This window comes from Erythrobacter cryptus DSM 12079 (assembly GCF_000422985.1).
In the GTDB taxonomy this organism is placed as follows: domain Bacteria; phylum Pseudomonadota; class Alphaproteobacteria; order Sphingomonadales; family Sphingomonadaceae; genus Erythrobacter; species Erythrobacter cryptus.
Genome location: NZ_KE383966.1, coordinates 211854 through 234937, shown reverse-complemented (window position 1 = coordinate 234937; position 23084 = coordinate 211854). Strand labels below are relative to the sequence as shown.

The 23084-nt window shown below is 68.9% G+C and carries 19 protein-coding genes; 11 read left to right on the top strand and 8 right to left on the bottom strand.

Annotation, left to right across the window (positions count from 1 at the left end; genetic code table 11):
- The first annotated feature begins 49 nt into the window (after positions 1 to 49).
- A complete protein-coding gene (locus tag G524_RS0113265; protein ID WP_027444124.1) occupies positions 50 to 2755 on the top strand; it encodes a TonB-dependent receptor domain-containing protein in 2706 nt (901 codons plus the stop codon).
- A 111-nt stretch (positions 2756 to 2866) separates the two neighbouring features.
- Here the strand turns inward: G524_RS0113265 and G524_RS0113260 are convergent, their stop codons facing one another.
- The 6 genes from G524_RS0113260 to G524_RS0113235 all read right to left on the bottom strand — a co-directional run bounded on the left by G524_RS0113260 (position 2867) and on the right by G524_RS0113235 (position 8736).
- Positions 2867 to 3541: a response regulator transcription factor gene (locus G524_RS0113260; RefSeq protein WP_027444123.1), complete on the bottom strand. Its 675-nt coding sequence runs from the start codon at positions 3539 to 3541 to the stop codon at positions 2867 to 2869.
- A 106-nt stretch (positions 3542 to 3647) separates the two neighbouring features.
- Positions 3648 to 4388: an SDR family NAD(P)-dependent oxidoreductase gene (locus G524_RS0113255; RefSeq protein ID WP_027444122.1), complete on the bottom strand. Its 741-nt coding sequence runs from the start codon at positions 4386 to 4388 to the stop codon at positions 3648 to 3650.
- A gap of 12 nt (positions 4389 to 4400) precedes the next feature.
- A complete protein-coding gene (locus tag G524_RS0113250) occupies positions 4401 to 5543 on the bottom strand; it encodes an acyl-CoA dehydrogenase family protein (RefSeq protein WP_027444121.1) in 1143 nt (380 codons plus the stop codon).
- Positions 5544 to 5647: 104 nt separating this feature from the next.
- The gene (locus G524_RS0113245; protein WP_051221254.1) at positions 5648 to 6463 is read right to left on the bottom strand and encodes a ferredoxin--NADP reductase; all 816 of its coding nucleotides are present in this window, start codon (positions 6461 to 6463) and stop codon (positions 5648 to 5650) included.
- Between the two features lie 133 nt (positions 6464 to 6596).
- Positions 6597 to 7649: a Fe(3+) ABC transporter substrate-binding protein gene (locus G524_RS0113240; protein ID WP_036857986.1), complete on the bottom strand. Its 1053-nt coding sequence runs from the start codon at positions 7647 to 7649 to the stop codon at positions 6597 to 6599.
- A 61-nt stretch (positions 7650 to 7710) separates the two neighbouring features.
- On the bottom strand, positions 7711 to 8736 hold the full coding sequence (locus tag G524_RS0113235) for an ABC transporter ATP-binding protein (RefSeq protein ID WP_027444118.1): 1026 nt from the start codon (positions 8734 to 8736) through the stop codon (positions 7711 to 7713).
- Here G524_RS0113235 and G524_RS0113230 point away from each other — a divergent pair.
- The 5 genes from G524_RS0113230 (at position 8736) to G524_RS16935 (ending at position 14274) form a co-directional block, all read left to right on the top strand.
- Positions 8736 to 10436 carry an ABC transporter permease gene (locus G524_RS0113230; protein WP_169447853.1) on the top strand — a complete coding sequence of 567 codons (1701 nt, stop codon included), beginning with the start codon at positions 8736 to 8738 and terminating at the stop codon, positions 10434 to 10436. The genes G524_RS0113235 and G524_RS0113230 overlap by 1 nt on opposite strands.
- A 92-nt stretch (positions 10437 to 10528) precedes the next feature.
- Positions 10529 to 11530, top strand: a complete 1002-nt coding sequence (gene bchI / locus G524_RS0113225) for a magnesium chelatase ATPase subunit I (protein ID WP_027444116.1) — start codon at positions 10529 to 10531, stop codon at positions 11528 to 11530.
- Positions 11527 to 13224, top strand: coding sequence for a magnesium chelatase subunit D (locus G524_RS0113220; protein WP_027444115.1), 1698 nt, complete (start codon positions 11527 to 11529; stop codon positions 13222 to 13224). The genes bchI and G524_RS0113220 overlap by 4 nt, the downstream gene beginning before the upstream one ends.
- The gene (gene bchO, locus G524_RS0113215; protein WP_027444114.1) at positions 13221 to 14102 is read left to right on the top strand and encodes an alpha/beta fold hydrolase BchO; all 882 of its coding nucleotides are present in this window, start codon (positions 13221 to 13223) and stop codon (positions 14100 to 14102) included. The genes G524_RS0113220 and bchO overlap by 4 nt, the downstream gene beginning before the upstream one ends.
- Position 14103: 1 nt before the next feature.
- Positions 14104 to 14274: a hypothetical protein gene (locus tag G524_RS16935; RefSeq protein WP_156894097.1), complete on the top strand. Its 171-nt coding sequence runs from the start codon at positions 14104 to 14106 to the stop codon at positions 14272 to 14274.
- Between the two features lie 24 nt (positions 14275 to 14298).
- Here the strand turns inward: G524_RS16935 and G524_RS0113205 are convergent, their stop codons facing one another.
- On the bottom strand, positions 14299 to 15018 hold the full coding sequence (locus G524_RS0113205) for a hydroxyneurosporene dehydrogenase (protein ID WP_027444112.1): 720 nt from the start codon (positions 15016 to 15018) through the stop codon (positions 14299 to 14301).
- 119 nt (positions 15019 to 15137) lie between these two features.
- Positions 15138 to 16706: a 1-hydroxycarotenoid 3,4-desaturase CrtD gene (crtD, locus tag G524_RS0113200; RefSeq protein ID WP_027444111.1), complete on the bottom strand. Its 1569-nt coding sequence runs from the start codon at positions 16704 to 16706 to the stop codon at positions 15138 to 15140.
- Positions 16707 to 16943: 237 nt separating this feature from the next.
- Between crtD and G524_RS16025 the strand changes: the two genes are divergently transcribed.
- From G524_RS16025 to bchZ, 5 genes are all read left to right on the top strand, one after another.
- Complete coding sequence (locus tag G524_RS16025; RefSeq protein WP_245561375.1) at positions 16944 to 17924, top strand: acetylserotonin O-methyltransferase; 981 nt, start codon at positions 16944 to 16946, stop codon at positions 17922 to 17924.
- A 121-nt stretch (positions 17925 to 18045) separates the two neighbouring features.
- A complete protein-coding gene (gene bchC, locus G524_RS0113190) occupies positions 18046 to 18993 on the top strand; it encodes a chlorophyll synthesis pathway protein BchC (protein WP_027444110.1) in 948 nt (315 codons plus the stop codon).
- The gene (locus tag G524_RS0113185) at positions 18993 to 19982 is read left to right on the top strand and encodes a chlorophyllide a reductase iron protein subunit X (protein WP_027444109.1); all 990 of its coding nucleotides are present in this window, start codon (positions 18993 to 18995) and stop codon (positions 19980 to 19982) included. The genes bchC and G524_RS0113185 overlap by 1 nt, the downstream gene beginning before the upstream one ends.
- On the top strand, positions 19979 to 21508 hold the full coding sequence (bchY, locus tag G524_RS0113180; protein ID WP_027444108.1) for a chlorophyllide a reductase subunit Y: 1530 nt from the start codon (positions 19979 to 19981) through the stop codon (positions 21506 to 21508). The genes G524_RS0113185 and bchY overlap by 4 nt, the downstream gene beginning before the upstream one ends.
- Positions 21505 to 22950, top strand: a complete 1446-nt coding sequence (bchZ, locus tag G524_RS0113175; RefSeq protein ID WP_027444107.1) for a chlorophyllide a reductase subunit Z — start codon at positions 21505 to 21507, stop codon at positions 22948 to 22950. The genes bchY and bchZ overlap by 4 nt, the downstream gene beginning before the upstream one ends.
- Positions 22951 to 23084: the final 134 nt, after the last annotated feature.

Sequence of the window (23084 nt, the reverse complement as noted above, 5' to 3'; positions counted from 1 at the left end):
AGCAGCCTGCGACCATGACACAGGCCTATTCATGAGGGGATCCTCACCTATGTTGACCGGCACGCGCCTGGCAGGGCTGCTGCTTCTCACCACTTCGCTGACCTTGCCTTCGGTGCTCCACGCCCAGGATGAGCAGGCGAGCGATCCGCTGACCCAGGAAGTCGAGGAGCCGGAGCCGCAGGAGGACCTCAGCAATACCGACATCTCGCTGCCCGGCGGCGGCATCATCGTCACCGGTACGCGCAACCGCGATCCGGTGCGCGCCTCCTCGCAGGTGCTGAGCGTGCTGTCAGAGGCCGACATCGCCCGTTCGGGCGAAGGCGATATTGCCGGGGCGCTGACCCGCGTGAGCGGTCTGACCCTCGTTGGCGCCGGGCGCGTGTTCGTGCGCGGCCTTGGCGAGCGCTATTCGCTGGCGCTGCTCAACGGCCTGCCGCTGCCCAGCCCCGAGCCGCTGAGCCGCGTGGTGCCGCTCGACATCTTCCCCACCAGCGTGATCTCCTCGAGCCTTGTGCAGAAGACCTATTCTGCGAACTTCCCCGGCGAGTTCGGCGGCGGGGTGATCAACCTCACCACCAAGGCGATCCCGACCGAGAGCTTCCTTACCATCGGCGGCTCCATCAGCGGCGACAGCGAGACCACCTTTGAAAACGGCCTCACCTATTTCGGCAGCCGCTGGGACACCTTCGGCTTCGACAATGGCAACCGCGATTTTCCCTCCGCGCTCCAGCAGTTGATCGCCACCGGCACCCGCGTCAACGAGGCCTCGGCCGATCTCCAGCGCCAGCTTGCCGGGCAGATCATGCCGCTCAACCTTGTTACCCTGCAGAAGAACAACGCGCTGCCGGTCAATTTCTCCGCCAACATCACCGGGGGCACCTCGTTCGAGATCGGGGATGGCAATTATCTCGGCATCATCGCCACCGCCGGGATCAGCAATTCCTGGCGCAACCGGTCGGTCATCAGCCAGCAGTTCGGCAATGCCGAGGCGGGCGACATCATCTTCGATTCCAACACCTTCATCACCGACAACAAGGTGCTGGTGAATGGCCTTCTCGGCCTTGGCCTCGATGTCGGCGAGCACACGATCCGCTGGACCAACCTCTATATCCGCGACACGCTCAAGACCGCGCGGCTCTCGCGCGGAACCGATTTCTTTACCGACCGTGTCACCGGGTTCGATTTCCAGACCCAGCAGACCGGCTGGTTCGAGCGCCAGCTGATGGATTCGCAGCTGGTGGCCGAGTTCAATTTCGACAAGCTCGAGATCGATCTGCGCGGCGGCTACGCCCAAACCGATCGCGAAGCGCCCTACAATGCGATCGTGCCCTATTTCCGCACCAACATCGCTGGCGATCCCTTCGGCGACAAGTTCGTGGTCGATGTCGGCGCGCTGATCGGCGGCACCGAGCGCATCCAGGTCGGCTTTGAGGACCTGCGCGAAAAGCTGTGGTTCGGCGGGGCGGACGTGACCTACGAGCTTACCGACAATCTCTCGCTCACCGCGGGCTATTCCTATTCGGATACCTCGCGCCGCTCGCTCTCCTTTATCGTGCGTCCGCTGATCAGCTCGTCCGAACAGTTCACCACGGTGCTGCGCGCGCTCGGGCTGCGCCAGCCGGGCGAGATCATCAATGGGGCAACGCTTGCAGTCGGCCCGGATGGCGTGCCGATCTTCAACATCACCGTCTCCGACCCGACGCCCTTCCCGGCCTTCGATGCCGGGTTGAAGATCCACGCCGGCTATGGCCTTGCGCGCTATCGCCCGACCGACCGGCTGAGCATCGAGGCCGGGGTGCGCTTCGAGGACGGGCTGCAGGTGGCCGCGCCCGATCCCGCCTTCGGCAGCGCCTTCCAGCCGACGCCGACGCGGATCGCCGAGCAGTATTTCCTGCCTTCAGGCACGATCACTTGGGAGGTGACCGACGATTTGCAGCTGCGCCTTGCCGCGTCCAAGACCATCGCCCGCCCGCAGTTCCGCGAGCTGGTGGAACAGACCTATTTCGATCCCGAATCGAACCGGCGCTTCCGCGGCAACCCCTTCCTGCAGGACAGCGAGCTGACCAATGCCGAGGCGCGCGCCGAATATTATCTCAGCCGCCGCAACAAGATCAGCCTTGCCGGCTTCTACAAGAAGATCGACAATCCGATCGAAAACTTCCTCATCACCGCCCCGGGGGTGATCGAGACCAGCTATGCCAACGCGCCTTCGGCCGAGCTGTATGGCGGCGAGATCGATCTGTCCTATGCCATCGACCTTGCCAATTGGGGCGGGTTGTTCGAGACCAAGCAGCTGCTGATCCTCGCCAACTACACCTACACCCAGTCGCGCCTTGCGGTCGGGCCGGACGACCTCGCCCCGATCCCCGGCGCGCCCGAACAGCGTGCCACCAACCTGTTTGATGACGGGGCGCCGCTGGTGGGCCAGTCCGACCACGTCGCCAATCTCTCGATCGGGATCGAGGATACCGAGAAGGTGCAGCAGCTCACCGTGCTGCTCAACTATGCGAGCGAGCGCGTCACCCTGCGCGGCGGGGCGCTGCCCGACGTGGTCGAGGACCCGGGGCTGACGGTGGACGTGGTGGGCCGCACCGAGTTCAAGCTCGGCGGGGTGCCGCTCGAGCTTTCGCTCGAGGCGCGCAACATCTTCGGGCGCGACAATTTCGAGTTCCAGGCGATCAACGGCAACCGCGCCGAGATCAACACCTACCAGGTCGGCACCAGCTTCTCGGTCGGACTCAAGGCGAGCTTCTGAGCGCGCCGAAAGGCGCGCTTGAAGCCAGCCGCAGCGAGGGCCACCCCACAGCGGGCGGCCCTTTCTGTTTCCGGGCGCGCAGCGGCGGGCCCACCCCGCGCACGGCAGACTTCAATTGAGATCGAAGACGTAGCCCATCGAGCGCACGGTGCGCAAAGGATTGCCCCCGCCCGCGGCCTTGATCGCCCGGCGCAACCGTCCGATCCAGACATCAACGGTGCGCTCGTCGATCGGCGGCTCGCGCTTGCCAAGGCCGTTGATCAGCTCCGCGCGAGTGAGCACCCGGTTGGGATTTTCGGCAAAAAAGCGCAGCAGCCGGAACTCGTTGGGCCTCAGCACAATCGGCTCGCCCGCCCAGCGCGCCTGGAGCGCGGCCATGTCGATCGAGAGCGCGCCGACCTCGAAGCGGCGGGTGGCGTGGCGTTCGGCCTGGCGCGATTGCAGCGCCAGCACCCGATCGAGCACCGCGGTGCGGGTGAGCGGGCCGATCACATAGTCATCCGCCCCGGCGCGCAGCGCCCGGCGGCGATCTTCGGGATCGTCCTCCTCGAGCACCATGGTGACATGGGCATCCATGGTGCGCGGATCGGCGCGCAGGCGGCGGCACATTTCAAGCCCGGCCAGATCGTCCATCACCCAATCAACAAAGGCCCACATCGGCCCCTCGACCAGCCGCCGCGGGCCATCCGGCCCGAGCCGATCGAAGGTGAAGCGGCGCTGGTCATGGACGAAATCCTCAAGGCTCTCGCCCAGTTCGCTCGTCAGGAAGATGTTGACGACATCCATGTTCAGCCGGCCCCGTTTGGGGCGGGAGTGACGCAAGGGTGTGACGCGTTTGTGACGGGATTACAGCAATGCGAAGCGCGGGGGGAATGACCCGTCGCCGCGGGTGTCAGGACAGGGTCAGCCCCCCGTCGACCACCAGCGTCTGGCCGGTGATGTAGGCGCTCAATGGCGAGGCGAGGAACAGCGCGGCTCCGGCCATGTCCTCTGGCGTGCCCATGCGGCCAAGCGGGATTTTCCTGAGACTCGCAGCGAGGCGATCGGGGTGCTCGGTGGTCACTGCGGTCAGCTTGGTCGGCACGAGACCGGGGGCAATGCCGTTGACGCGGATGCCATCGCGCGCCCAGGCCTCGCCCAGCGTCTTGGTGAGGCTCGCCGCCCCGGCCTTGGAGGCGGCATAGGCGGGCGTGCCGATGGTCGATTTGAACGCCGCGACGGAAGAGACGATGATGAGCGCGCCCTTGGCCGCAGCCAGCGCCGGGTGGAAGGCGCGGGCGGCATCCATCACCGAATTGAGGTTGATGTCGATCACCTGATCCCAGCCCTCGCGGGTAAATTCCTGCCGGCCATAGCGCACCGTGCCCTGGCACAGCACCAGCACATCGAGCGGGCCGAAATCTGCCGCCAGCCGGTCAGCCGCGTCGCGATCGGTAAGATCAAGCTGGCGGTAATCGAGGCCGGTGAAGTCGGAATCCTCGGCCTCGAGATAGTCGCCGCAATCGGGCCGCGTCCCGGTGACGGTCACCCGCGCCCCGCGCTGGCGGAAGCCGTGGGCAATGCCATTGCCGATCCCGCTCGACCCGCCGATCACGAGAACGCGTTGGCCGGTGAAGTCGAGCGGATCGGTCATGTCACATGCCCCTCAGATGCTCCGCGAGATCACTTCCTTCATGATCTCGTTCGTCCCGCCGAAGATGCGGGTGACGCGCGCGTCGCGCCACAGCCGCGCAATGGCATATTCGTTCATGTAGCCCGCCCCGCCGTGGAGTTGCAGCGCCGCATCGCAGGCTTCCCATTGCAGTTCGGTGTGCCACAGCTTGGCCGCGCTCGCCTCATCGGTGGTGAGCTTGCCTTCGAGATGGCGCTTGATCGCCCAGTCGAGATGCGCCCAGCCGACCTGGATCTTGGCCTTGAGGTCAGCGAGGGTGAACTTGGTGTTCTGGAACTCGAACACGGATCTGCCAAAGGCCTTGCGCTCCTTGGTGAACTTCACCGCCTCGTCGAACGCCCGCTGGGCTGCGGCCTGCGCGCCCACGGCGATGCCGAGGCGCTCCTGCGGCAATTCCTCCATCAGGTGGACAAAGCCCATGCCCTCGGCGCCGAGGATATTGGTCATCGGCACGCGGCAATCGTTGAAGAACAGCTCGGACGTGTCGGCGGCGTGCTGGCCGATCTTGTCGAGATTGCGCCCGCGCTCGAAACCCGGGGTGTCGGCATCCACCAGCACCAGGCTGATCCCCTTGGCGCCCTTGTCGGGATCGGTCTTGGCCACCACGATCACCACATCGGCGTTCTGGCCATTGGTGATATAGGTCTTCGAGCCATTGATGACGAGGTGATTGCCGTCCTTCCTGGCGGTGGTGCGGATGCCCTGAAGGTCGCTGCCGGCGCCCGGCTCGGTCATGGCGATCGCGGTGATGATATCGCCCGAAACCATGCCGGGCAGATATTTGGCGCGCTGCTCGGGGGTGCCAAGCCGCTCGAAATAATTGGCGGTGATGTCGTTCTGCAGCGTGAAGCCGGCCGAGGAGCCGAGATAGGAAAGCTCCTCGGTGAGCACGCAGTTGAAGCCGAAATCAAGGCCAAGCCCGCCGTTTTCGGGCTTCACCGTCATGCACAGCATGCCCGCATCGCCCATCTTCTTCCACACGTCGCGCGGGACAATGCCGTTCTTCTCGTGCTCGTCCATGTAGGGCACGAGATGTTCGGCAAAGACCTTGCGCACGGTGTCGCGGAAGGCCTCGTGGTCTTCGTTATAGGCGGTGCGGTTGGCAGTGGCGAGCATGGGGGTTCTCTTTCGGCAAATGGGTTTCGATTTGCCACGATCAAAGCCCGCCACCGGGCGAGGGTCAAGCGCGAAAGTGGGGGTTTAAGGCCCCCAACCATGTCCTAGCCGACGAAGGCCCGCTCGATCACGAACTGCCCCGGCTTGTTGTTCGCCCCTTCCTCGAAGCCGCGGGCTTCCAGATCGGCGGCGTGGTCCTTGATCATCGCCATGCTCCCGCACAGCATCACGCGGTCCTCGTCGGGCACGAAGTGCTTGGGGCCCTTCGACTGCGCGAACAGGCGCCCATCGTCGATCAGCGTCTGGATGCGCCCGGTGGTGTGGAAAGGTTCGCGCGTGACGGTGGGAATATAGATCATCCGCGCCCGATCCTCATCCTCGAGCAGCGGATCGCCCTCGAGCTTGCTTTCGAGCAGCTCGCGATAAGCGAGTTCGGCGACATGGCGCACCGAGTGCACCACGATCACTTCCTCGAACATCTGATAGACTTCAGGATCGCGCACCAGGCTCATGAAGGGCGCAAGGCCCGTGCCGGTCGCCAGCATGAACAGGCGCTTGCCCGGCAGCAGCGCATCGGTGACGAGCGTGCCGGTGGGCTTCTTGCCGAGATAGATCGGATCGCCCGGCTGGATATATTGCAGGCGCGAGGTCAAGGGGCCATCGGGCACCTTGATCGAGAGAAACTCGAGTTCCTCGGCGTAAGAAGGCGAGGCGACCGAATAGGCCCGCAGCAGCGGCTTGCCGTTGTCACCCGGCAGGCCGATCATCACGAATTCGCCCGAACGGAAGCGGAACGAGGCCGGGCGCGTCATCTTGAGGCTGAACAGCCCCTCGCACCAGTGGTGGACGTGGGTGACGGTTTCCACGGTCAGCGCCGCGCTTTCGGTGAACTGGTCGCGGGTCAGGGTAAGCTGGGTCAAGACGGGCCTCGCCAGATGCGCTGCGCCGCGCGCGCAGGCGCGGCAGGATCGGGGGCGCCCTTGCCCGAGAGCCGCGCCCCCTTCAAGACAGTTTCTTGATAGGGGCTGAAAGCCGCGCTTGGTTGGCGCGCGGTCAATTCCACCCCGCCTTGTCGAAGATCTTCACCGCTTCGGCCTGGTGCCGGCCGATTTCGGCAAGATTGAGCGGATCGGGCTTGAACGCGCCCAGCCCCGCCACCGCCGCATTGGGCTTCAACCCGATCACCGCCGGATATTCGTTGTTGCCATCGGCAAAATAGCGCTGGGCGCTTTCAGAGGTGAGATATTCGAGAAAGCGGATTGCATTGGCGCGGTTGGGCGCGGTCTTGACCAGCCCCGCCCCGCTGACATTGACATGGGTGCCCGTCCCGTCCTGATCGGGGAAGATCACGCCGACCTTGTCATAGATCGCCTTCGCCTTGGCATCGCCCCCGGCATAGCGCGCGAGGTAATAGGTGTTGACGAGCGAGAGGCGGCACTGGCCGGCGGCCACGGCCTCGATCATCGCCGTGTCATTGCCCTGAGGCGGCTGGCGGAAATTGGCGACCACGCCCTTTGCCCATTGCTCCGCCGCTGCCGGGCCCTTGTGGGCGATGATGCTCGAGAGCAGCGAGATGTTGTAGATGTTGGAGGAGGAGCGCATGCAGATCTGCCCCTTCCACCTGGGATCGGCCAGATCGGCATAGGTCTTCAGCCCCTCGGGCACGCCGGCGGCCTTGTTGTAGATGATGATCCGGGCGCGGGTGGAAAGGCCAAACCACTTGCCTTCAGGGTGGCGCAGATGGGCAGGCAGGCGCTCTTTCAGCACCGCCGAATCGACGGGCGCGAGGATCCCCGCCTGTTCGGCGCGCCACAGCCGTCCGGCATCGACGGTGATGAGCAGGTCAGCCGGGCTGAACTCGCCCTCGGCCTTGATCCGCTCGATCAGGGCATCAGCCTCGGCCTCGATGCGGTTGACCTTGATCCCGGTTTCGCGGGTGAAGTCCTCATAGAGGGCAAGGTCGGTGTCATAGTGGCGCGAGGAGTAGATATTGACCTCGCCCGTGATCGGGGCCGCCGCGCCCTTGCCTTGCGGCTCACCGGTTTCGCTTGGCGAACAGGCGGCAAGGCCAAGCACGGCCAGGATGGCAAACAGAAGCTGCTTCATCGGGAGGATTCCTGCACAGATTTGCGAATGACTTGCAATATTAACGCAAGCCGCGCAAGCCCTAATCGCGGGCAAAGGCGCGCAGGCTCGCCGCCTCGGGCAGCGGCTGGTAGCGCGCCGCCGGATCGATCTGCCCTGCGGTTTCAACCGTGATCATTGCCCCGCCCGCGCCTTCGAGCACCACCCGGGTGCGCCGGCCGAGCGGGTGCAGGTCGCGCACCCGGCAGCCGGCATCGCCCTGGGCCGGGGCGAGCGCGATGCGCTCGGCCTCGACCAGCAGATCGAGCGCTTCAGCCGCGGGCAGCGGCCCAGCCAGGCTCGCCAGCGGCCAGGTGCCGAAGGCGCTTTCCAGCCCCTCGTCCACCCGCCGCGCGGCGATGATCTGCGCGCCCGAGAAGATCGCCCCCACCGCCGCGCTCGCCGGCGCCTCGTGCAACTCCTGCGGCGTGCCGAACTGGACGATCCGCCCGCGCTCCATCACCGCGATCCTGTCACCAATGTCGAGCGCCTCGGCCGGGTCATGCGTCACCAGCACCACCGTCGCCCCCGCCGCGCGCAGCAGGCTGCGGCATTCGCGGCGCAGCGCGCGGCGCAGCACGATATCGACACTGGCAAAGGGCTCGTCCATCAGCAGCACCCGCGGCCCCGGTGCCATCGCCCGGGCAAGCGCGGCGCGCTGCTGCTGCCCGCCCGAAAGCTCGTGGGGATAGCGATCGCCCAGCCCCGCAAGCCCCACCTGGGCAAGCCAGCCTTCGACCTCGCCCCGGCGCGCCTTGGGCAGGCCAAAGGCGATATTGGCCGCCACGCTCATATGCGGAAACAGCGCCCCATCCTGAAACACCAGGCCCACGGGCCGCGCTTCGGGCGGGGGGTTGCGGCGCGGATCGGCCAAGGGCGCGCCATCGAGCCAGATCTCCCCCTGCTGCACCCTGAGCAGCCCGGCGGCGAGGCCCAAAAGCGTTGACTTGCCGCAGCCCGAAGCGCCAAGCAGGCAGGTGATCTCTCCCGCCGGGGCGGCAAGGGTAATGTCCTCGAGCGCCCGCACCGGACCGTAAGCATGGGCAATATGGCGAAATTCAAGGCTCAATGGCTGATCCTGCCGCTCGGGCGCTGGCGCCGTGGGGGCGCGCGCCGGTGAGCCGCATTAGGCAATTTCGCCGCCACGAGGCAAGCGGGGCCGGGTGGACGGGGGCCGCGCTGGTGCTCGCCGCGCTTGCCGCCCTGCCGCTGGTGGCGGTCGCCGCCGCGGCGCTCACGGACGGCGGTGAGAGCCTCGGCGCGCTTTCCGGCACGGTGCTGCCATCCTATCTTTCCAACACCGCGCTGCTGATGCTGCTGGCGGGCGGGATCGCCGTCGCGATCGGCACCCTGTGCGCCTGGCTGGTGGTGGCCACGCGCTTTCCCGGCCGCCGCCTGCTCGCCTTTGCGCTGGTGCTGCCGCTGGCGGTGCCGGCCTATCTTGCCGCCTATGTCTATGGCGCGCTGCTCGATATCGGCGGGCCGGTGCAGAGCGCCCTGCGCGCGCTCACCGGATGGCAGGCGGGCACCTATAGCTTCCCGCCGATCCGCTCGCTCGGCGGCGGGGCGCTGGTCTTTGGCCTGGTGCTCTATCCTTATGTCTATCTCCTTGCCCGCACCGCCTTTGCGACGCAAAGCCTTACCCAGTTCGCCGCGGCGCGCAGCCTCGGGGCCGGGCCGTGGCGGGCCTTCTTTGAGGTCGCCCTGCCCGCGGCGCGCCCGGCGATCGCCGGGGGCCTTGCACTGGTGCTGATGGAGGTGCTGGCCGATTTTGGCGTTGCCGAATATTTCGCCATTCCCACCTTTTCCACCGGCATCTTCCGCGCCTGGCTGATCAGCGGGGACAAGGCCGGCGCCCTGCGCCTTGCGGGGGTGATGCTGGCCTTCGTGATCGCGCTGGTGGCGCTCGAGGCGGCGAGCCGGCGCGGGCGGCGCGACAGCCGCGATGGCCTTTCCCGCCGCGCCGAGGCCGAGCCGATGGTGCACCTGACGCCGCTGGGCCAAGCGCTCGCGCTTGCCGCCTGCCTCGTGCCGGTGGGGCTCGGCTTCGTGCTGCCGGCGGCCTACCTTGCCGCCCTCGCGCTCACCGAACGCGCCCGCGCCGCCGCTGGCGAACTGGCAAGCTATGTGGCGAGCAGCCTGTGGCTGGCGCTGGCGGTGGCAGGCACCTGCCTCGTCGCCGCGCTGCTGCTTGTCTTTGCCCGGGCGCGCGCCGGCTCGCGCCTCACCGGCGCGGCGATCCGGGTGGCGAGCCTTGGCTATGCCCTGCCCGGCGCGCTGCTCGCGGTCGGCCTGCTCGCCCCGCTCGGCGCGCTCGACCAGAGCCTCACCCGCCTCGCGCGTGACCACCTGGGCTGGAGCGGCGGGCTGCTGCTTACCGGCACCAGCCTCCTGCTCATCTATGCCCTTGCGGTGCGGTTCCTGACGGTCGCCTACAACACGCTTGATGGCGGGCTGGCCCGCATCCCGCCCGGTCTCGATGCCGCGGCCCGCAGCCTGGGCGCCGCGCCGGGGCGGGTGCTTGCCCGCATCTATGCCCCGCTGCTTGCCCCCAGCCTCGCAGGCGCCGCCGCGCTGGTGTTCATCGACACCCTGCGCGAACTGCCGGCAACGCTGATCCTGCGCCCCTTCAATCTCGAAACGCTGGCCACCCGCACCTATCGCCTCGCCAGCGATGAACGCCTGATCGAGGCGGCGATCCCGGCGCTGATCCTGCTCGCCGCCGGGCTGCTGCCGGTGCTGCTGCTCAACCGGCTGGGCAAGCGCTGACAGCCGGGCGCGGGGCGCATCGGCCGCAAGTGTCCAGCCAGCCTGTCACTTGTGCTTGTCCAAAGCCGCCGGAAGGTTCACAAGACCAGGCGATGGCACGCTTTCCCTTCTCCGCAATCGTCGGTCAGGACGAGATGAAGCAGGCGCTGCTGATTGCCGCGGTCGATCCCGGCATCGGCGGGGTGATGGTGTTCGGCGATCGCGGCACCGGCAAGTCCACCGCGGCGCGCGCGCTCGCAAGCCTGCTGCCGCCGATCCTCGCGCCCGAGGATTGCCCCTATGGCTGCGCCAGGGAGGATCAGGCGCGCTATCCCGATATCTGTGGCAAGGGCCGGATGGTGCGCCGCCCGGTGCCCTTCGTCGATATGCCGCTGGGCGCAACCGAGGACCGGGTGATCGGCGCGCTCGATCTCGAACGGGCACTGAGGCGGGGCGAAAAGGCCTTCGAGCCGGGCCTGCTGGCCAAGGCCCATCGCGGGTTCCTCTATATCGACGAGATCAACCTGCTCGAGGATCACCTCGTCGATCTGCTGCTCGATGTCGCCGCCTCGGGCGAGAACGTGGTCGAGCGCGAGGGCCTATCGGTGCGGCACCCGGCGCGTTTCGTGCTGATCGGCTCGGGCAACCCCGAGGAGGGCGAGCTGCGCCCGCAATTGCTCGATCGCTTCGGCCTGTCGGTCGAGGTGCGCAGCCCCACCGACATCGACGTGCGGGTCGAGATCATGCGCCGGGTGGCCGAGAGCGAGCATGACCCGCAAGGCTTTGCCGCGCGCTGGGCGGGCGAGGATGCGAAGATCCTGCGGCGCATCGCCCGCGGCAAGGCGCGCCTAGCCCGGCTGGCACCGAGCGAGGCGGTGCTGCGCGATGCGGCCGAGCTGTGCCTTGCCGTGGGGGCCGATGGCATCCGCGGCGAACTCACACTGATGCGCGCCGCCCGGGCGCTTGCCGCTCTGCAAGGGGCCAAGGAAGTGACCCGTGCGCATCTGGTCGCGATTGCCCCTTCGGCCTTGCGGCACCGGCTGCGGCGTGACGTGCTCGACGAGACCGGATCGACCGCGCGCATCACCCGGGCGATTGCCGAGCTGTTCGGATGAGCCAGGAGCCTGCCGCCGATCCGCTGGCCGATGCGGTGCTGGCGGCACGGCTGTTTGCGCTGGCGCCGCAGCGCTTTGGCGGGCTGGTGCTGCGCGGCGACAGCCCGGCGCGCGCGGCGCTGGTGGCGGCGCTGGGCGCGGCGCTGCCGCTGCGCCGCCTGCCCGGCCATGTCGATGATGCGCGCCTCATCGGCGGGATCGATCTTGCCGCGAGCCTTGCCGCCGGCCGCCCGGTGGAGGCCGCCGGCCTCATCGCCGAGGCCGCGGGCGGGGCGCTGGTCGCCGGCATGGCCGAGCGAATGGAGGGCGCCGTCGCCGGGCGGCTGGCCCAGGCGCGCGACGCCGGCAAGGCGGCGCTGGTGCTGCTCGATGACAGCGCCGATCCCGAGGAAGCCCCGCCCGCGTGCCTGACCGAGCGGCTCGCCTTCTCCTGCAACCTTGCCGCCGTGCGCGCGTGGGAGGCGCTCACTCTTCCCCCGCCGCCGGGCAGCCTTGCCGCGGTGGCCCCGCTCACCGCAGAAGATCGCGCGGCGCTCGCCGCCGCCGCGGCCGCGCTTGGGGTGGAAAGCCTGCGCGCGCTGCTCTTTGCCGAGGCCGCGGCGCTGGGGCTGGCGGCGCTCGAAGGGCGGGAGCTTGCGGGCAGGGCCGATCTTGCCGCCGCGGTGCGGCTCGTCCTCGCCCCGCGCGCCACCCGCCTGCCGCCCGCGGAAGCCCCCGAAGCCCCGCCCGAGCCGCCCGAACCGCCCCCGCCCGACGGCGCGCCCGAGGAGCAAGCCGAAAGCGAGGCCGCCCAGCCGCCCGAGCCCGAGCTTGCCGACATGCTGATCGATGCGGCGCGGGCGGCGATCCCGGCCGATCTTCTCGCCCGGCTGGCGGCGGGGGCGGCCCCGCGCCGCGCCGCGGGCAGCGGCACCGGGCAGAAGCGCAAGGGCGCGCTGCGCGGCAAGCCGCTCGGCGTGCGCCCCGGCCTGCCGCGCGGCGGCCAGCGCCTCACGCTGATCGACAGCCTGCGCGCCGCTGTCCCCTGGCAGCGGCTGCGGCGGGCCGAGACCGGCGCCCCCACCGATGGCCCGATCCTGATGCGCAAGGCCGATCTCAGGGTGCGCCGCTTCGAGGAGCGCGCCGCGCGCGTCACCATCTTCGTGGTCGATGCCTCGGGCTCGGCCGCGGCCGCGCGGCTGGCCGATGCCAAGGGCGCGGTCGAGCTGCTGCTGGCCCAGGCCTATGTCACCCGTTCGCAGGTGGCGCTCGTCGCCTTTCGCGGCACCGGGGCCGAGGTGCTGCTGCCCCCCACCCGCTCGCTCACCCGGGCGCGGCGCCTGCTGGCGGCCCTGCCCGGCGGGGGCGGCACGCCGCTCGCGCAAGGCCTTGCCGCCGCGCGCGAACTGGCCGAGGCGGTGACCGCCCGCGGCCACAGCGCCGCGCTGGTGATCCTTACCGATGGCAGGGCCAATATCGCCGCTGACGGCACGCCCGGCCGCGTGCAGGCGAGGGCCGATGCCGAAGCCGCCGCCCGCGCCATCGCTGCGCGCGCTATCGAGGCGCTGGTGATCGACATTTCCGCCCGCCCCGGGCCGGAAGGCGCGGCGCTCGCCGAGGCCCTGGGCGGGCGCTTCCTCGCCCTGCCGCGGGCTGACGCACGGATGCTCAAGGCCGCGATCAACGCCGCCCAGCCCATCGGCGCGGCGGCATGAGCGGGCTGGACTGGCAGCGCGAGGGGCTGATCTGGCCGCACCGCGAGGCCAGCCGCTTCATCATGGCAGGAGGCGCGCGCTGGCACGTGCAGGAGATGGGCGCCGGCCCGGTGCTGCTGCTGCTCCACGGCACCGGCGCCTCGGTCCATTCCTGGCGCGGGCTGATGCCGCTGCTCTCCGAGCGCTACCGGGTGATCGCGCCCGATCTGCCGCGCCATGCCTTTACCAGCGGCCATCCCCCGCAGGCGACGGGCCTTGCCGCAATGGCCCGCGCCGTGGCCGAACTCAACGCCGCGCTGGGAATCGCGCCGCAGGCGATCATCGGCCATTCGGCAGGCGCGGCGCTGGCGCTGCAGCTGGCGCTCGATCACGGCTTTGCCGGCCCGATCATCGGCCTCAACGCCGCGCTGCGCCCCTTTCCCGGCCCCTTTGCCCAGCTGTTCCCGGCGGTGGCCAAGACCCTGCTGGTCAACCCGCTGGTGCCGCGGCTCTTTGCCGCCACGGTCGATTGGGGCGGCGGGGCCGAGCGCTTCCTGTGGCGATCGACCCGCTCGCGCCTCGATCCGCAGGGGCTGGCCTGCTATCGCACCCTCCTCACCCATCCGGGCCATGCCGCAGGCGCCCTGGCGATGATGGCCAATTGGGACTTGCCGGGCCTGAGGGCGCGCATGGGCGCGGCGGGCAATCGGGTGCTGCTGCTTCACGGCAGCGCCGATCCCGCCGTGCCGCTCGCCTGGGCGAAGGAAACGCAAGGCTGGCTCGGCAACGCCCGGCTGGACGTGCTCGAAGGCCTCGGGCATCTTGCCCACGAGGAAGCGAGCGCGCAAGTGGCGGCACGGATCGTCGCCTTCCTCGCCGATGAGGGGCAAGGAGGCTGAGATGCACGCCGGGAACCTTGGCTGGATCGAGCTGGTGGCCTTCTATGGCATCGCCATCGGCATCGGGGTGTGGCAGTGGGTCAAGATGGACCGGATGCTGAAGCGCACCCGCGCCGAACAGGCCGCGCGCGCCGCAGATGAAGCGCGGCCCGAAACAGAGCCGGAAAGGTGATCGGCCCAGCCGCCGCGCAGCACCCTAACCCCTGCGCCGGGGCATGCGATAGGGCAGCATGAATTGCACGAGGCCTGAGGAAAAGCGCTCAAGATCAAGACTTTCCTGCACGGCCACCACTTCCTCACCCAAAAAGCGCGAGGCCAATTCGGAGCGGGCGTAGAAGGGCGTGTCCTCCCAGGTGCGGCGGACCCGGGCCACTCCGATATCCGACCGGGTGCGCCGTGCGATCCGCCAGCGGCTGCGCGGCAGGTGCGCGATCGGCGGCAGCTCCACCGGCTCGGGCACGCCGTGGCGATCGAACCGCAGGGCGCTGGCGAACAGCGAGCCATCGCCGCGCTCGCCCTCGTAGCACACCAGCGCGCCCTGCGTGAGGTGCGCGCGCGACCAGTGCCAGGTGCGAAAGCCGGCCTCGAGCGGCTCGGCGCCGCGGTTGTGATCGAGATAGGCCTTGCCCTGCCAGCTGAGCGCCGGCGCCTCCATCTCCACCTCGATCCGCGCGCGCGGGGCGAGGCAGTGCCAGATGTGCTGCTCGCGCGCATCGAGCGCAAAGGCCGCGCGGTTGAGCGCCTCGGGGATCACCCGCACCCGCCCGGCCACCCGCCGCTGCCACGGAATGAACAGGCGCGTGTCGCCTTCCTCGATGGTGATGGTGAGCGCCCCATCCTCCCAGCGCACCTGGCTCGGCCCGAGGGTGAGCAAGGCCGCCTCGCGCGTGAGCGCGCTGCGCCCGCGCTCGGTCATCACCCAGCGCTGCGCCGGGCCATAGAGCGCGACATTGAGCGCGGCATGATCGAGCGGATCGCGCCGCCCGGCGCGCTTGTAATAGGGGGAAAAGACGCTGCCGACAAAGGCGATGATCGTCAGCGCGTGCTGCCCGTCGTCGCTGATGGCATCGACATACCACCAGGCATAGCCGCCGGGCGGAATGTCCTCATCGAAGCGAGGTCCTTCGCGATCAGCCGCGCCGCCAGCTGCCCGGACAAGGCTGCCATGGGGACGCCGGCCGCCGGATGGGTCGCCCCGCCCGTACAGAACAGGCCCGGCAGGCGGGTGCGCGGCCCCTGTCGCTGGAAGGAGGCTGCCCAGCCGTGCGACGCCCGCCCATAGAGCGCGCCGCCCGTGGCCGGGAACAGGCGCTCCCATTCCTGCGGGGTCATCAGCTGGTGCGGCAGGGGCTGCTCGAGCATGAGCCCGCATCGCTCGAGCCTTGCCATCATGGCCTTGGTGCATCGCGCTCTCTCCTCTGCGCTGTAGCTTTGGGTGTCGCCATCGGCCGGGGCATTGACGATGATCTGCAGCCGCTCGCGCGTGCCCGGCGTCAGGGCGGCCCCGGCAAGGGTGGGGGGCCGGTCGATGGCGCAGACATAGACGGTGGGATCGGAAGGGGGCGCGCCGCCGGCGATCTCGGCAAATTCGCGGGCGTAATCGCGCGAGAAAAAGACGTTGTGGTGATTGAGGGCAAAGCCACTCGTTTCGGCATGGGCATACCACACCAGCGCCGAGAGCGAGCGCGCGCGGGGCGGCAGCGGCGCCACCGCGCGCGCTGCGGCTGCGCCAAACCGCCCGGTGGCGAGCGCCGAAGGATCGGCGTTGCAGATGACGATATCGGCAGCGATCTCCTCGCCGCTGGCAAGCCGCACCCCGCGCGCGCGCCCGCCGCTCACCAGCACCTCGGTCACTGCCGCAGCGGTGCGCACCGCGGCGCCCTGGCGCACGGCAAGCTCGGCCAGCGCCCGGGCGAGCGCATGAATCCCGCCCTCGATCACCCACACCCCGCGCGCCTCGACATGCGCGATCAGCATCAAGGTGGCCGGGGCAGCGAAGGGCGAAGAGCCGCAATAGGTGGCATAGCGGCCAAACAGCTGGCGCAGCCGCGGATCGGCAAAATGCCCGCCCAGCGCATCCCACATGCGGGTGAAGGGGCGCATCGCCAGCATCTCGCCGAGCCGCGCCGGGCCGATCCGCCACATCATCGGCAGGGGGGTGCTGGCCTTGTCGCCGCGCAGGAACGGCTCCTCCAGAACCGCATAGATGCGCGCCGCCTCGGCGCAGAAGGCGCGGTAGCCGCGCGCCGCCTCAGCCCCGGCAAAATCCCCGATCGCGGCTTCCGAACGGCGCGGATCGGCAAAGAGGTCGAGCGCGGCGCGATCATCCCAGGCGTGGCGGGCGATGATCTCGGCCGGGGTCACCCGGACATGATCGTCGAGCCGCGCGCCGCAGGCGGCAAACACCTCCTCGAACACCTCGCGCAGGGTAAAGACCGTCGGCCCGCCATCGATCTCGGCACCATCCACGCGCACCCGGCGCGCCTTGCCGCCGACCCAGGCCTCCTTTTCCAGCACCGTGACCTCGGCCCCGCGCGCGGCGAGCAAGGCGGCGCTCACCAGCCCGCCAATGCCTGCTCCGATCACGGCGACTCGCCTCGTCACGCGCCACTCCTCTGGCCATGGCCGGGCTTTATCATTGACCTTACGGTCTCATCTGTCCAATGATTTGGACATATGGCCCGAGCTGAGACCAGATGAAGCGCCTTTGGGCTGCCTTGAAGCTGGGCTATGTCGCGCGCCGCAACCGGGTGTTTGGTTCGCCCCGCTTCCAGCATTGGGCCGCGCGCCTGCCGTTGGTGCGCTGGATCGCCCGCAGCCGCGCGCGGGGCCTTCGATCTCTTGGCCGGCTTTGCCTATGCCCAGGTGCTGCGCGCCTTTGTCGAGGGCGGGCTGTTTGCGATCCTCGCCCAAGGCCCGCTCGGCCATGCCGAGATTGCCGCGCGCATGGGCCTGTCGCCCGCCGCCGCGCTGACCCTGCTGCGCGCCGGAAGGGCGCTGCGCCTGGCTGAGGAAGTCCTGCCGGATCAGTGGATGCTGGGCGAACAGGGGGCGGTGTTTGCCGGCAATCCCGGGGTGCAGGCGATGGTGCGCCACCACCGGCTGCTCTATGCCGACCTTGCCGATCCGCTGGCGCTGCTGCGCGCCGATCGCAGCGCGCCCACCGCGCTCAGCCGCTTCTGGAGCTATGCCGGGGCGCTCCACGGCGCGGGCGAGCGCGGCGCCGCAACCCAGGAAGATTCCGAACTGATGGCCGCCTCGCAGCATTTCGTTGCGGGCGAGGTGCTCGCTGCGGTGCGCTTTTCCCGCGCGCGGCGGCTGCTCGATGTCGGCGGCGGGCACGGCGCCTTTCTCGCTGCGGTGGGCGCCGCGCACCCGCACCTTGCTGTCGGCCTGTTCGACCTGCCCGAAGTCGCCGCGGTCGGCGGCGCGCGGCTCGCCCAGGCGCTGGGGGACAAGCGGGTAAGCATCCATCCGGGGGATTTCTTCCGCGACCCCATTCCGCAAGGCTACGACATGGTCGCGCTGATCCGCATCCTCCACGATCACGACGATGCGCCCGCAGCGGCGCTGCTCGCCAATATCCGCCGCAGCCTGGCCCCCGGCGCACGCCTGTTGATCGCCGAGCCGATGGCGCGCGTGCCCGGCGCCGAGGCGATGGGGGAAGCCTTTTTTGGGCTTTACCTCTGGGCGATGGGCTCTGGCCGCCCGCGCAGCCCCGGCGAGATCGCCGCGATGTGCCGGAAAGCGGGATTTGCCGCGGCACGGCCCGTCGCCACCGCGCAACCGGTCAACGCAAGCGTGGTGCTGGCCCGGGCCTGAGAAAACTTGTCCAATTAAATTGACAGTTGTTTGCGTAAGGCGTAGCAAACAGGTGGGAGAACGTAGCGATCGGGTTTCCGACTCGACTGCGCTGTCGCTGGCACTCGGAGAGGACGAGGCGATGAACACGCTGGCAGTCATTCTCGAAGCACCGCAGCGCCTGGCGCTGCGCGCGCTCGAGATGAAGCCGGTGGAAGACAGCGACGTGCTGGTCGAAATCGCCTTCAGCGGGATCAGCACCGGGACCGAAAAACTCCTGTGGAGCGGGCAGATGCCGCCCTTCCCCGGCCTCGGCTATCCGCTGGTGCCGGGTTACGAATCGGTCGGGCGGATCTGCGATGCCGGCCCGGCGGCGCGCGGGCGCATCGGCGACTGGGTGTTCGTGCCGGGTGCCAATTGCTTTGCCGGGGCGCGCGGGCTGTTCGGCGGCACCGCGCGGCGGGTGGTGGTGCCTTCGGCGCGCGCCCTGCCGATCCCCGAACATCTGGGCGAAGCAGGGGTGCTGTGCGCGCTCGCCGCCACCGCGCTGCACGCGATCAAGGGCGGCTTTGCCCGCGCCGCGGCCCTGCCCGATCTCATCATTGGCCACGGCGTGCTCGGCCGCCTGCTCGCCCGCATCACGCTTGCGCTCGGCGGGGCGGCGCCCACGGTGTGGGAGGTGAGCCCCGCCCGCCGCAGCGGCGCGCTGGGCTATCAGGTGATCGCGCCCGAGGCTGACGAACGCCGCGACTATCGGGCAATCTATGATGCCAGCGGCGATGCCGGCCTCATCGACACGCTGATCGAGCGCCTGGCCAAGGGCGGCGAGATCGTGCTCGCGGGCTTCTATTCCGAGCGGGTGAGCTTTGCCTTCCCTGCCGCCTTCATGCGCGAGGCCCATTTGCGCGTTGCGGCCGAATGGCAGCCGGGCGACCTTGCCGAGACCCGGGCGCTGATCGAATGCGGTCGGCTCGATCTCAAGGGCCTCATCACCAACCGGCGCCCCGCCGGAGAGGCGCTCGAGGCCTATCCCCAGGCCTTCTCGGACCCTGCCTGTCTCAAGATGGTCCTCGATTGGAGCCAATGCTGATGTCCGTGCTCGACACCCAGGCAGCCGCCCTGCGCGAGGAAGCGAGTCATGATCCCGATCCGGTGCACACCGGGGAGGTGACCAAGCAAACCCAGATCATCGCCATCTATGGCAAGGGCGGCAGCGGCAAGAGCTTTGCCCTTGCCAACCTCAGCTACATGATGGCCCAGCAGGGCAAGCGCGTGCTGCTGATCGGCTGCGATCCCAAGAGCGACACCACCAGCCTGCTGTTCGGCGGCAAGGCCACGCCGTCGATCATCGAGACCTCCTCGAAGAAGAAGCTCGCCGGCGAGGAGGTGCGGATCGAGGACGTGTGCTTCCAGCGCGACGGCGTCTTCGCGATGGAGCTGGGCGGGCCCGAGGTCGGGCGCGGCTGCGGCGGGCGCGGCATCATCCACGGCTTTGAAACGCTCGAGAAGCTGGGCTTTCACGAGTGGGGCTTTGATTACGTGCTGCTCGATTTCCTCGGCGACGTGGTGTGCGGCGGCTTTGGCCTGCCGATCGCGCGCGACATGTGCCAGAAGGTGATCGTGGTCGGCTCGAACGACCTGCAATCGCTCTATGTGGCCAACAATGTGTGCCACGCGGTGGAATATTTCCGCAAGCTCGGCGGCAATGTCGGCGTCGCCGGCATGATCGTCAACAAGGACGATGGCACCGGCGAGGCCCAGGCCTTTGCCAAGGCGGTGGGGATCCCGGTGCTCACCGCCATCCCCGCGCATGAGGACATCCGCCGCAAGAGCGCCAATTACCAGATCATCGGCTATCCCGGGGGTGAATGGGGCGGCCTGTTCGAGGAACTGGCAACCAATGTCGCCAAGGCCCCGCCGCTGCGCCCCAAGCCCTTGTCACAGGACGAGCTGCTCGGCCTGTTCAGCCCCGATCAGGTGGGCGGCACGATCGAGCTGATCCCGGCCACCCAGGCCGACATGCGCGGCGGCTCCTTCGAGGTCCGCCCAAGCCTGGAGGTGATCTACGACGAGGCATGAACAGTCCGGCCGCCTTTGACGCCCCGCGCGCCCCTGACCGGATCGAGCTCGATCCGGCGCTGGCGGGCGGCTGTGCTTCGAAGGAGACGATGCGCGAGGCCGCGCGCGCCGCGGGCAACAGCGACCTGCTCGATCGCTATGCCGCCGATTATCCGGTTGGCCCGCATGATCAGCCGCAATCGATGTGTCCGGCCTTCGGCTCGCTCCGGGTGGGCCTCAGGATGCGGCGCACCGCCACCGTGCTCTCGGGCTCGGCCTGCTGCGTCTATGGCCTCACCTTCACCTCGCATTTCTATGGGGCGCGGCGCACGGTCGGCTATGTCCCGTTCAATTCCGAAACCCTGGTGACGGGCAAGCTGTTCGAGGACATCAAGGAGGCGGTCGAGGGCCTGGCCGATCCTGCGCTCTATGATGCGATCGTGGTCACCAACCTGTGCGTGCCCACGGCGAGCGGGGTGCCGCTCCGGCTGCTCAGGAAGCAGATCAACGGGGTGCGGATCATCGGCATCGACGTGCCGGGCTTTGGCGTGCCCACCCATGCCGAGGCCAAGGACGTGCTCGCCGGGGCGATGCTCGCCTATGCCCGCGAGGAAGCCATGGCCGGTCCCGTCGCCGCCCCGCGCGAACGCGCAGACAAGCCCAGCGTCACGCTGCTCGGCGAGATGTTCCCGGCCGATCCGGTGGTGATCGGGCAGATGCTCGAGCCGCTCGGCCTTGCCGCCGGCCCGGTGGTGCCCACGCGCGAGTGGCGCGAGCTTTACGCCGCGCTCGATTGCGCGGTCGCGGCGGCGATCCACCCCTTCTACACCGCCTCGATCCGCGAGTTCGAGGCCGCCGGGCGCCCGGTGATCGGCTCGGCCCCGGTCGGCGCCGATGGCACCGCGGCCTGGCTACAATCGCTCGGCGAGGTGCTCGGCCTGCCCCAGGCCAAGGTCGATGGGGTCAAGAACGCGATGATCGGCGCCTGCCGCGCGGCGCTCGGGAAGATGCCGATCAAGGGGCGGATCACGGTTTCGGGCTATGAGGGCTCGGAACTGCTGGTGGCGCGCCTGCTGATCGAAAGCGGGGCCGAGGTGCCCTATGTCGGCAGCGCCTGCCCCAGGACCCGCTGGTCGGATGCCGACCGTGAATGGCTCGAAGCACGCGGGGTCGAGGTGAGCTTCCGCGCCAGCCTCGAACACGATATCGCCGCGGTTGAAGAATATCGCCCCGACCTTGCGATCGGCACCACCCCGGTGGTTCAGCACGCCAAGGCCAAGGCGATCCCGGCGCTCTATTTCACCAATCTCATCTCGGCCCGGCCGCTGATGGGCCCGGCGGGCGCGGGCAGCCTTGCCACGGTGATCAACGCCGCCCTTGCCAACCGCGCGCGCTTTGCCGCGATGCGCGATTTCTTCGAGGGCGTGGGCACCGATCATGCCGCCGGGGTGTGGCAGGACGTGCCGGTGGACCGGCCCAAGTTCCGCAAGAAATACGCCGCCCTCAACGAGGCCGCGCGCAAGGCAGCGGAGGCGGTGGGCACATGAGCCTGGTTCTCGATCATGATCGGGCCGGTGGCTATTGGGGCGCCACCTATGTCTTCACCGCGGTGAAGGGCCTGCAGGTCATCATCGATGGCCCGGTGGGCTGCGAGAACCTGCCCGTCACCTCGGTGCTGCACTACACCGATGCCCTGCCCCCGCACGAGCTGCCGATCGTGGTCACCGGCCTTTCGGAAGATGAGCTGGGCAAGACCGGCACCGAGGCGGCGATGAAGCGGGCCTGGCAGACGCTCGATCCCGAATTGCCGGCGGTGGTCGTCACCGGCTCGATCGCCGAGATGATCGGCGGCGGGGTGACGCCCGAGGGCACCAATATCAAGCGCTTCCTTCCGCGCACGATCGATGAGGACCAGTGGCAATCGGCCGATCGCGCGCTGGTGTGGCTGTGGCGCGAGTTCGGGCCGAAGAAGGTGCCCGCCCCGCGGCAGCGCAAGGAGGGCGAAAGGCCGAAGGTCAACATCATCGGCCCGGCCTATGGCATGTTCAACATGCCTTCCGATCTCGCCGAGATCCGCCGCCTCGTCGAAGGCATCGGCGCCGAGGTCGGGGTGATCTTCCCCCTGGGCACCCACCTTGCCGATATCGCCCGCCTGGCCGAGGCCGATGCCAATATCTGCCTTTACCGCGAATATGGCCGCGGGCTGTGTGAGGCGCTCGAGCGGCCCTATTTCCAGGCGCCCATCGGCCTTACGCAAACCACCCGTTTCCTGCGCGCGCTGGGGGCCGAATTGGGGCTCGATCCCGAACCCTTCATCGAGCGCGAGAAGCACACCACCATCAAGCCGCTGTGGGATCTGTGGCGCTCGGTCACGCAGGATTTCTTCGGCACGGCGAGCTTCGGCATCGTCGCCAACGAAACCTATGCCCGCGGCATCCGCCGTTTCCTTGAAGAGGACATGGGCCTGCCCTGCGCCTTCGCCTTTTCCCGCTGCGCCGGGGCCAAGCCCAAGAATGATGAGGTGCGCGCCGCGATCCACGGCAATCCGCCGCTGGTGCTGTTCGGCAGCTATAATGAGCGGATGTATCTGGCCGAATGCGGCGGGCGCGGGGTCTTTATCCCGGCGAGCTTCCCCGGCGCGGCGATCCGGCGCCACACCGGCACGCCCTTCATGGGCTATTCGGGCGCGACCTATCTGGTGCAGGAGGTGTGCAACGCGCTGTTCGATGCGCTCTTCCACATCCTGCCCCTCGCAACCGAGATGGACAAGGTTGCGCCCACGCCAGCCCGGCGCGAGGTGCCGCTCAGCTGGGACGATGAGGCCAAGGCACGGCTCGACCAGCTGGTCGAGGCCCAACCGGTGCTGATCCGCATTTCCGCCGCCAAGCGCCTGCGCGATGCGGCCGAACGCGCGGCGCGCGCACGCGGCGAGACCACGGTTTCACCCGATTGCCTCGCCGAGGCACTGCTCGAGGGGGCGGCAACATGACCATGCGGCCCGCCCTTGCCCTGGCTTTTGCGCTTTTCCAGCCTTTGTTGCTGCTGCGGCCCCGTGCCGTTGCCGCGCCACAGAATGCCCCCCGCAAGGGGGCTCTCCAATCCACGTGGGGGATCACGCGGGGA